Origin of the sequence: Burkholderia sp. LMG 13014 (genome assembly GCF_905232215.1) — a bacterium.
Classification (GTDB): Bacteria; Pseudomonadota; Gammaproteobacteria; order Burkholderiales; family Burkholderiaceae; genus Burkholderia.
In genome coordinates, this window is the sequence record NZ_CAJNKE010000200.1 from 1 (window position 1) to 9,796 (window position 9,796).

General features: G+C 66.7%; 12 protein-coding genes. 7 read left to right on the forward strand and 5 right to left on the reverse strand.

Annotated elements, in window-relative coordinates:
• The 3 genes from JYJ84_RS19650 to JYJ84_RS19660 all read left to right on the forward strand — a co-directional run.
• The coding region (locus JYJ84_RS19650; RefSeq protein ID WP_205189387.1) for an efflux RND transporter permease subunit at positions 1 to 714 on the forward strand (714 nt) is incomplete at its 5' end.
• Complete coding sequence (gene irlR / locus JYJ84_RS19655) at positions 714 to 1,397, forward strand: heavy metal response regulator transcription factor IrlR (RefSeq protein ID WP_006490455.1); 684 nt, start codon at positions 714 to 716, stop codon at positions 1,395 to 1,397. The genes JYJ84_RS19650 and irlR, both read left to right, overlap by 1 nt.
• Entirely contained in the window at positions 1,394 to 2,824 is a 1,431-nt protein-coding gene (locus JYJ84_RS19660; RefSeq protein WP_122949022.1) for a heavy metal sensor histidine kinase, read from the forward strand. The genes irlR and JYJ84_RS19660 overlap by 4 nt, the downstream gene beginning before the upstream one ends.
• Positions 2,825 to 2,903: 79 nt before the next feature.
• Here the strand turns inward: JYJ84_RS19660 and JYJ84_RS19665 are convergent, their stop codons facing one another.
• Positions 2,904 to 3,191 carry a DUF4148 domain-containing protein gene (locus JYJ84_RS19665; protein ID WP_175221701.1) on the reverse strand — a complete coding sequence of 96 codons (288 nt, stop codon included), beginning with the start codon at positions 3,189 to 3,191 and terminating at the stop codon, positions 2,904 to 2,906.
• Positions 3,192 to 3,332: 141 nt separating this feature from the next.
• Between JYJ84_RS19665 and JYJ84_RS19670 the strand changes: the two genes are divergently transcribed.
• Positions 3,333 to 3,737, forward strand: coding sequence for a hypothetical protein (locus tag JYJ84_RS19670; RefSeq protein WP_236027129.1), 405 nt, complete (start codon positions 3,333 to 3,335; stop codon positions 3,735 to 3,737).
• Between the two features lie 200 nt (positions 3,738 to 3,937).
• Here JYJ84_RS19670 and JYJ84_RS19675 read toward each other — a convergent pair whose 3' ends face one another.
• Positions 3,938 to 5,098: a porin gene (locus JYJ84_RS19675; protein WP_122949025.1), complete on the reverse strand. Its 1,161-nt coding sequence runs from the start codon at positions 5,096 to 5,098 to the stop codon at positions 3,938 to 3,940.
• A 317-nt stretch (positions 5,099 to 5,415) separates the two neighbouring features.
• Between JYJ84_RS19675 and JYJ84_RS19680 the strand changes: the two genes are divergently transcribed.
• Positions 5,416 to 5,691 carry a DUF4148 domain-containing protein gene (locus JYJ84_RS19680; RefSeq protein ID WP_175221702.1) on the forward strand — a complete coding sequence of 92 codons (276 nt, stop codon included), beginning with the start codon at positions 5,416 to 5,418 and terminating at the stop codon, positions 5,689 to 5,691.
• Positions 5,692 to 5,755: 64 nt separating this feature from the next.
• The gene (locus JYJ84_RS19685; RefSeq protein ID WP_122949027.1) at positions 5,756 to 6,259 is read left to right on the forward strand and encodes a hypothetical protein; all 504 of its coding nucleotides are present in this window, start codon (positions 5,756 to 5,758) and stop codon (positions 6,257 to 6,259) included.
• Positions 6,260 to 6,281: 22 nt separating this feature from the next.
• Here JYJ84_RS19685 and JYJ84_RS19690 read toward each other — a convergent pair whose 3' ends face one another.
• Both JYJ84_RS19690 and JYJ84_RS19695 read right to left on the reverse strand, forming a co-directional pair.
• Positions 6,282 to 7,007, reverse strand: a complete 726-nt coding sequence (locus JYJ84_RS19690) for a ZIP family metal transporter (protein ID WP_174958276.1) — start codon at positions 7,005 to 7,007, stop codon at positions 6,282 to 6,284.
• A 182-nt stretch (positions 7,008 to 7,189) separates the two neighbouring features.
• Entirely contained in the window at positions 7,190 to 8,485 is a 1,296-nt protein-coding gene (locus JYJ84_RS19695; protein WP_175221703.1) for an O-acetylhomoserine aminocarboxypropyltransferase/cysteine synthase family protein, read from the reverse strand.
• A 132-nt stretch (positions 8,486 to 8,617) separates the two neighbouring features.
• On the opposite strand from JYJ84_RS19695, the gene JYJ84_RS19700 reads away from it, so the two are divergent.
• Positions 8,618 to 9,286 (forward strand): O-methyltransferase, encoded by a 669-nt coding sequence (locus JYJ84_RS19700; RefSeq protein WP_175221704.1) that lies wholly within the window; start codon positions 8,618 to 8,620, stop codon positions 9,284 to 9,286.
• Positions 9,287 to 9,295: 9 nt separating this feature from the next.
• Here JYJ84_RS19700 and JYJ84_RS19705 read toward each other — a convergent pair.
• The coding region (locus JYJ84_RS19705) for a DUF1176 domain-containing protein (RefSeq protein ID WP_205189388.1) at positions 9,296 to 9,796 on the reverse strand (501 nt) is incomplete at its 5' end.

Here is a 9,796-nt window from a genome sequence, read left to right on the forward strand (position 1 = left end):
AAGCGGCGGGTGGTCGTCAGCGCGAACGTGCGCGGCCGCGACGTTGGCTCGTTCGTCGCGGATGCGCGCGAGCAGCTGCAACAGGACGTGCGCGTGCCGGCCGGCTACTGGGTGTCGTGGGGCGGGCAGTTCGAGCAGTTGCAAAGCGCGAGCGAGCGCCTGAAGCTCGTCGTGCCGCTCGCGCTGTTCATGGTGTTCGTGCTGCTGTTCGTGATGTTCAACAACGTGAAGGACGGGCTGCTCGTGTTCACCGGCATTCCGTTCGCACTGAGCGGCGGCGTCGTGTCGCTGTGGCTGCGCGGGATTCCGCTGTCGATCACGGCGGCGGTCGGCTTCATCGCGCTGTCCGGCGTGGCCGTGCTCAACGGGCTCGTGATGATCTCGTTCATCCGCAACCTGCGCGACGAAGGGATGCCGCTCGAGGCCGCCGTGCGCGAAGGCGCGCTCACGCGGCTGCGGCCGGTGCTGATGACCGCGCTCGTCGCGTCGCTCGGCTTCCTGCCGATGGCGTTCGCGACCGGCACCGGCGCCGAGGTGCAGCGCCCGCTCGCGACGGTCGTGATCGGCGGTATCCTGTCGTCCACGGCGCTGACGCTGCTGGTGCTGCCCGTGCTGTACCGCGTCAGCCATGCAGTGTCGTGGCGCGCGGCGTTGCGCGGCGGCTTCGGCTCGGGCGTGCTGCGCCGGCTGGGTTTCTTCAAGGGTAATGCGTGATGCGAATTCTGATTGTCGAAGATGAACCGAAGACGGGTGCGTACCTGCGCAAGGGGCTGACCGAGGCCGGCTATGTCGTCGACTGGGTCGAGGACGGCATCACGGGCCAGCATCAGGCCGAGACCGAGGAGTACGACCTGCTCGTGCTCGACGTGATGCTGCCCGGGCAGGACGGCTGGACGCTGTTGCAGAACCTGCGGCGCAGCAAGTCGACGCCCGTGCTGTTCCTGACCGCACGCGACGATGTCGGCGATCGCGTGAAGGGGCTCGAGCTCGGCGCCGACGACTATCTCGCGAAGCCGTTCGACTTCGTCGAACTGACCGCGCGCATCAAGTCGATCCTGCGGCGCGGCCAGCCGCGCGATTCGAACACGCTGCGCGTGGCCGACCTCGAACTCGACCTGACGCGCCGCAAGGCCACGCGGCAGGGCGACACGATCCTGCTGACCGCGAAGGAATTCGCGCTGCTGTGGCTGCTGATGCGCCGCGAGGGCGAGATCCTGCCGCGCGCGACGATCGCGTCGCAGGTCTGGGACATGAACTTCAACAGCGACACGAACGTCGTCGATTCGGCGATCCGGCGGTTGCGCTCGAAGATCGACGACGCGTACGAGCCGAAACTGATTCACACGGTGCGCGGAATGGGCTACGTGCTCGAAGCGCGCGGCGGCGCGGCCGCATGATCGCGCGCCTGCTGCCGCGTACGCTGCGCGGACGCCTGACCGCACTGATCATCCTGTCGACGTCGGTGATTCTCGCGTCGAGCGGCGTCGCGCTCTACGAGGCGCTGAGCAATCGCGTCGACACGACGGCGGCCGAGCAGATGGCCGGAATTTCCGCCGCGCTGGGCGCGCACCTCGCCGAAGCGCGCTCGACGGCCGGCGTCGCGCGCAACACCGATATCTGGATCGACCAGTTGCACGGCCATCCGAACATGGATCTCGCGATCTACGACGCCACGGGTACGCGCCTGGTCGTCACGCCCGGCTTCCGCCCGTATGGGCCGCTGATGTCGCTGGATGCAGGGCGCGTGCCGGTCGGCATCGCGCCACCCGGTGCGCGGCACCAGTATCTGGTGATGAATGTGCCGCTGGCCGGCGCGGGCGCAAGTGCGCCCGTCGTGCGCGTCGTGGTGCAGTACGACCGCAGCGCCGACGTGCTGTTGCTGCGCACGCACGCCTATACGATCGTCGTGATCGAGGTGTTCGGCGTGGTGCTCGCAGCCGCGATCGCATACGGCATCGCGGCGCTCGGGCTGAGCCCGCTGCGGCGGTTCGCGGCGCGCGCCGAGCAGATGTCGACGAGCCGGCTCGCCCATCCGCTGCCGGCGCTCGATACGGCCGGCGAGCTGAAGGAGCTCGAGCACGCGTTCAACGGCATGCTCGAACGGCTGAACGAATCGTTCACGCGGCTGAGCCAGTTCTCGTCGAATCTCGCGCACGACATGCGCACGCCGCTCACGAACCTGCAGGCAGCAGCGCAAGTCGTGCTGTCGCAGCCGCGCAGCGCGGACGAATACCGGAACGTGATCGAGTCGAGCATCGACGAATACCAGCGGCTGTCGCGGATGATCGAGGACATGCTGTTTCTTGCGCGCTCGGAACAGGCCGGCACGTCGATCGACGTGCGGCGATTGAATGCGGCGGAGGAGGCCGGGCGTGTGGCCGGCTACTACGAGCCGCTGGCGGAGGATGCGGGTGTGCAGGTGAAGGTCGACGGCCACGCGTGGGTCGATGCCGATCTGACGCTGTACCAGCGCGCGCTGAGCAACCTGCTGTCCAACGCGCTGAGGTACGCGCCGCGCGACAGCGTCGTGACGATCGACTGTGTGGAGCAGGGCGGCGCGACGACGATTGCCGTGTCGGATACCGGGCCCGGCATCGAGGCCCGGCATGTCGGGCGGATCTTCGAGCGCTTCTATCGCGTCGATCCGTCGCGGCACGACTCGGCGTCGGGCACCGGGCTCGGTCTCGCGATCGTCCGGTCGATCATGGACAACCACGGCGGCGAATGCGGTGTCGACAGCGACCCCGGCCGGCGCACGACGTTCTGGCTGCGTTTCCCGCGACGGCCGGCCGAGCTGAAACGGCCGGCGGCCATCAGTACCTGACACCGCCGGCGGGCCCGCCCGCGCGTTCGCCGGAAGGCGGCCGAGCGCGGCGCGCTGCCTGCGGTGGTGTGGCCGAGCGTCATTGCTGCGCGGTCAGGTTGTCGTGGTTGTCGGTCTGCGGCTTCTTCTCGCCGCCATGCACCGAAATCCCGTGAAGCTCCTTGTTGCGCGCGACGAGCTCGCCGGTCGGCGGGTATTGCGTCTTGCTCGTCGGCACGACGCCGTCATGCTGCGCCTGCTTCAGTTCGTTGACGACCTGCGTGCGGGTCTTGCCCTGCGTTTGTGTTTGCGCGAACGCGGCCTGCGTGGCCATGCCGAACGACAGCGTGGCGGTGACGAACAGTGCTGCGAGTTTTGCGGTTTTCATCGAGTGCTCTCCTTGATCGGGGCCGCCGGGTGGCGAACCGTGGACCCAGTATGCGAAAACAGCCGTGCGTGATCGTGATCGCGAGATGAAAAATGCGTCAGATTGCGTGACGCGGAGAGGCACCGTTCGGACACGACCGGCATGACGCAATCGTCATGTTCGCGTCATGGGCGCGATGAGCGGGAAGCGGAACATGAAGTCTGCCGATGGCCGACGTGGCCTACGGCATTCACGCCGTTCGCGACCTCGGTGTCGAAAGCGGGCGGCCTTGTTCAGACTTTCATTCCGGACCGAAAAGTGTATCGTCCCGCCATTCGCCTGACCTTGATCGCAGTCCTGATCGTCCCGTTGTTCGCGGGCTGCGCATCGACACGTTCCGGCACAACGCCAACCGCTCAGGCGGCACCGGCCGCCGCGAAAAAGCCCGTGCCGGCCGACCTCATGCCCGGCGAGCAGATCGACTATGCCGGGCATCGCTGCGGCAATCCGAACCTGTATGTGAAAACGCATAACTGCCTGTTTCCACAGCGCAATTCAACGCCCTGATCATCGGGGCGCAACCAAAAAAGAAGCCCGGCACTCGACGAGTCCGGGCTTAACGCGTGACGTGCCGTGCGGCAGCGACCCGCTTGCGTGGTCTGGAACGGGCGCTGCCCGTCACGTTTCCGATCGTAGCGATACGACGCTTCGCGAACCTGATCGGAACATGAAATTTTCGTCACGTTGCGCGCGTATCGCCGCCGCGATCAGAACCGATGACGCAGCCCGAGATTGACGATGCCCTGCGTGCGCGTTCCGCCATAGCCATACGAGCCGATCGACGCCTGCGCCGTTTGCGTGCCGCCGTCGAGCGTGCGCTGCTCGCCGTTCGCGCGTTGCCATGCACCGACCGCGTAAAGGTCGGTACGCTTCGACAGCACGTAGTCGGCGCCGGCGGACACCTGATGGTAGGTCGCGCTCGTATCGCCGCGGGCGCGTGTGTAGCTGTAGCCGACGCCGACGAGCAGGCTGGGCGTCGCCTGGTAGTTGAAGAACCCGCGCGCGGTGTCGTACTTCTGCGTGCTCCGAAACGCGGACATCGCATCGGCCTTGTACAGCGCATTGCTGTAGTCGATGCCGACCGCGAACGGCGCGAAGTTGTAGCGCAACGCACCGCGCGCGATGCCGATCGATTTCGCCGAAATGTAGCCGCCGTTGACCAGCGACCCGTCGAATGTGCCGTCGGAGGTGCCGTTCCAGCCGGTGCGGATGCCGTTGGCGAGCGATGAACGATTGGCCGCGTAGTAATAGCCGCCAGCCAGGTCGACCGGGCCGTTGCTGTACGACAGGCCGGCCGACCAGGTTTGCCCGGCGCCGCTCTTGCCGGCCACGCCGCCGAGTGCGTACATGCCGACGAACTGGAATCCGTTGATCATCGGCGACGTGTACTTCACCGCGTTGTCGGTGCGCGACGACGTGTCGTAGTTGTCGACGTCGCCGGGTGTCGCGTAGACGCTGCCGAAGTAGAAATCGCCGGTGACCGGCCACGCGACGTCCGCGAGCGCGTCGTACTGGCGGCCGAGCGTCAGCGTGCCCCAGCGCGCGCTGTCGAGGCCGACGAATGCCTGCCGGCCGAACATCCGGTTGCCTTGCCCGAGCGCGCCGGTGTTCGGATTGAAGCCGTTTTCCAGCGTGAAGATCGCCTTCAGCCCGCCGCCCAGATCTTCCGCGCCCTTCACGCCGAAGCGGTTGCCGAGCAGGTTGCCGTTGCCGAGGCCGACGAGATTCCTGCCGTCCGCGTTGGCGTTCCATACGTACGTCAGCGATGTATCGAACAGGCCGTACAGCGTGACTTCCGACGCGTGGACTGCCTGGGCAGTCGTCAGCAGCGCCCCCGACATCATGACGAGCCGAACTGGAGTTTTCATGGTGTGTCCCTGAAGTTCAAGATGATCGTTTTGTGCATCGTGCTATTCCGGTACCGCGTGCGTGGCAGGCGGGTGGGGAATACCGCGATCGCGCTGCCGATTCTGGAAAGCGTTCGGATCGTGAAGGTGAGGGACAAATGAGAAAAATGTCATCGCCGCGTCATGGGTGCATCAGCCGGCGAAGATTGTTCATTCGGAATGCGATGCAAATGATGCTGGAGCAGTGACGAAACCGTCATGCGGCAATCACGATTCCGCACCGCCGCTGGATCAAAGTGAAGGCTCCTGTCACGGATTCACAGCAAGGAGCAAACAACATGAAGATTCCGCGATCGATGATCGTCGCCGCCGCTGCCGCACTGTCGATGGCGGCCCTCTCGCAAGCGGTGGCCGCACCGCAGAAGACCCGGCAGGAAGTCCTTCAGGAACTGGTGCGGGCGCGCCACGACGGCGTGATCCCGAGCCCGAATCACGACTACCCGACGAGCCCGGCCACCGTCGCGCGCAACCAGGAAATCCATCGCGCGACGGTGCACCGCGGCGAGACGGCACCGCAGGTCGATGCGCACGACAACCGTATTGCGGTTCGTTGATCGTTCATTCGCGGCCGACCGGCGGAGTGCCTGCCGGCCACACCCCACGGAAGAGGAGCGTGCCATGCGCAAATTTGCGAAAGGAATCGTGCTTGCGGCGTGCCTGATGTCGACGGCCGCGATGGCGGCCGGCTGGCCGGAACGTGCGTTGTCTCACGCGTCGGCGCATGACGTCGGCCGGCGTGCGAACGAGCGGATGCGCTGCGAGTTCGCGGCCGTGCCGGCCGGCGAGTGGAGCGCGACGTTCACGCGCGGGCAATGCGAGGTCGGCAACGGCCGGCTGACGTTCGTGCCGGCCGATGCCGGCGGCGGATCGACCGTCGCGGAGAAGCGGATCCTGCTCGGCGACATCCGCACCGCGTCGCATCAGTCACGCAAGCTGAAAGAGCAGCTGCAACTGACGACAGGCGACGACGTGATCGCGCTGAACGTGTTGACCGACGACGGCAGCCGCAAGTCGCGCGAACATGCGATCGACTTGTGGGCCGCGTTGCGCAACGAAGGCGTGACGCCCGTCAACGGCACGCGCATCGTCGAACCGTATCCGACGGGCGCGACGACGTGGTAGCCGCCGTGCCGCCGCGTCCGGCTTATCCGGCCTTCACCGATCCTTCGATCAGGAAGAACACGATGAAGCCGATGAAGAACGCGGCCGTCGCGAACGGCGTTTCGGGTACTTCGTGCGCTTCGACCAGCAGTTCTTCGGTGACGAGGTACAGCAGTGCGACGGTGCCCAGCCCGAGCAGCGCCGCATAGAGATTGGGCGGTAGTCCGGCGAACGCCGCGTTACCGGCCACGGCCGCGAGGCTCAGCAGCGCCGCGAGCCCGACCGGTACGACGATCGACAGCAGGCGGCCGATGCCGGCGGCCGCAAGCGCCGCGCTGACCGACAGCGCGAGGAACAGCACCTCGAGCGTCAGCGCGATGGTCAGGATGATGCCGCTTTCGTCGCTCGCGGAGAACGCGATGCCGAGCACGAGGCCGTCGACGACGAGATCGATCGCGGTGACGATGATCAGGCTCACGGGCAACTGCGCGGCCTCGAAGCGCGTCTCGATCGCGCCGGACAGCGCACGGATCGCGAGCATCAGCGCGATACCGAGCACGAAGCCGACGACGACCGGAAACAGCGCATGCGCGCGATCCTGCGGCAGCAGTTCGAGCGCCGCCGCCGCGAACACGATACCGCCGGTGAAATGCTGGATGACGCTCGACGTTTTCGGGCCGGGCGCGCGCCATGCGGCCGCGATGGCCCCGAAACAGGCCGCCAGCACGGGCGGTAACGTGAGCAGCGCAAGCTTCGCGGTCGGTGTCATGAGGCCTCTCGGACGGTTGGCGTACCGCAGCGGGGCCGACGTCTGGCTGCCCCGCTGCCTGGTACGGTGCGTACACGCCGGGCGGTGCCCCGGCTTCAACCGGGGATTGAACACCTTGAAGCCGCTTCAAGGTCAACCCATTCGATGCCGGGCGCACCGGCAAGCCGGCGCGCCCGTGCCGCTCAAAGCTGCGCGAGCGCCTGGTCGAGATCGGCGAGCAGGTCGTCGATATGCTCGATGCCGATCGACAGCCGCACCGTTTCCTCCTTCACGCCGGCCTTCGCGAGTTCGGCCGGCGTCAGTTGCCGGTGCGTCGTCGATGCCGGGTGCGTCGCGAGCGATTTCGTGTCGCCGATGTTGACGAGCCGCGTGAACAGCTTCAGCGCGTCCTGGAACTTCGCGCCGCCGTCGCGGCCGCCCTTCACGCCGAACGTCAGGATGCCCGGCGCACGGCCCGACAGGTAACGCGCGACGAGCGGATGGTCGGGGTGATCGGGCAGGCCCGCATAGTTCACCCATTCGACGTTTTCGTGGCGCGCGAGATGCTGCGCGATCTTCAGCGCGTTGTCGCTGATCCGCTCGACGCGCAGCGCCAGTGTTTCGATGCCCTGCAGGATCTGGAAGGCATTGAACGGCGAGATCGCCGCGCCCATGTTGCGCAGCGGTACCACGCGCGCGCGGCCGATATAGGCGGCCGGCCCGAACGCTTCCGTGTAGACGACGCCGTGATAGCTGACGTCGGGCTCGTTCAGCCGCTTGAAGCGGTCCGCATGCTCGGCCCACGGGAACTTGCCCGAATCGACGATCGCGCCGCCGAGGCTCGTGCCGTGCCCGCCGAGATACTTCGTCAGCGAGTGCACGACGATATCCGCGCCGTGCTCGATCGGGCGCAGCAGGTACGGCGACGGCACCGTGTTGTCGACGATCAGCGGAATCCCGTGACGATGCGCGACTTCCGCGAGCGCGGCGATGTCGGTGACGTTGCCGAGCGGGTTGCCGACCGATTCCGCGAAGATCGCCTTCGTGCGCGCGTCGATCAGCGGTTCGAACGACGCGGGGTCGCGCGGATCGGCGAAGCGCGTCGTGATCCCGTATTGCGGCAGCGTATGCGCGAACAGGTTGTAGGTGCCGCCGTACAGCGAACTCGCGGACACGATGTTGTCACCGGCTTCCGCGATCGTCTGGATCGCATACGTGACGGCCGATTGCCCCGATGCGAGCGCGAGCGCGCCGATGCCGCCCTCGAGTGCGGCGATCCGCTGCTCGAGCACGTCCGTCGTCGGGTTCATGATCCGCGTGTAGATGTTGCCCTGGACCTTCAGGTCGAACAGGTCGGCGCCGTGCTGCGTGTCGTCGAATGCGTACGCAACGGTCTGGTAGATCGGTACGGCGACTGCGCGCGTGGTCGGGTCGGGACGATAACCGCCGTGCACGGCGATGGTTTCGAGGCGCCAGTTCGATGCGGCCTGATCGGTCATGGGTGCTCCTTCTGTTGTTGTGGTGGTCGAGCGATTATAGGAGCACGCGCGCGACGGCTCTTAGAACGAATGGTTGGTTGCTTATGGCCGGGTGCCGCATAAAATGCGTGTTCCGCAAACAAGGGGTACACGATGAACCAGGATCATTGGAACCAGGTGGATGCGTATTTCTCCGCGACGCTCGTGCCGTCCGACGACGCACTCGACGCCGCGCTGGCGGCGAGCGACGCGGCCGGGCTGCCCGCGATCAACGTCGCGCCGAACCAGGGCAAACTGCTGCAGGTGCTCGCGACGATCCGCGGCGCGCGCCGGATCCTCGAGGTCGGCACGCTCGGCGGCTACAGCACGATCTGGCTCGCGCGCGCGTTGCCGCCGGGCGGCACGCTCGTGACGCTCGAACTGAACCCTGAACACGCGAAGGTCGCGACGCAGAACATCGCGCGTGCCGGGTTCGCGGAGGCCGTGACGGTGGTGGTCGGCAGCGCGAAGGACAGCCTCGCGCGGCTCGTCGACGCGGGTGGCGCGCCGTTCGATTTCATCTTCATCGATGCGGACAAGGACAACAACCCGGTCTATCTCGACGCGGCGCTCAAGCTGTCGCGGCCGGGCACGGTGATCGTCGTCGACAACGTCGTGCGCGGCGGGCGCGTGGCCGATCCGGACAATCGCGAGCCCGACGTGGTCGGCGTGCGCGACGGGTTCGCGCGTCTCGTGGCCGCCCCGAACGTCACGACCACGGCCGTGCAGACGGTCGGGCAGAAGGGCTGGGACGGGTTCTCGATCTCGATCGTCGGCGCGTAACGGGGTGCGTCAGCGCGGGCTGGCTGCCGCGTCGACCCGTCGATACAGGCGTGGCCACTGATCGTCGTACAGGCCGTTGCAGGTGCCGTGCGTGGCGATATCGCTGAGCATGAAGTGCCGGCCGTCGAAGATCCACGTTGCGGTCGAGCCGCAATCGCCGGCACTGCGCAGCCTGACCTTGCTCGACAGAATCGCGCCGATCGTGGCGTAGCCGGCGTCGGTCAGTTCGTTCGCGAACGACGCCGAATCGAGTCCCGCATTCGCGTTCTCGCCGAAATTCATCGCCGTCGGCGTGAACGGTGCCGCGCGTCGCACGCGATACCACAGGTCGGTGTGGTTATACAGGCTGCTGGTCTGGCACGGAATCGAGACGAGCGCCTCGTCGGCGGAGATCGCGAAGGCGGACGACGCCTTCCTGCGATCGCTGGCGGACATTTCGTCTTCGACGTCGGTCGCACATTGCTTCACGTCGCTGCCGAATTTCGCGAGCACCGCGTCGACGAGCGGGCC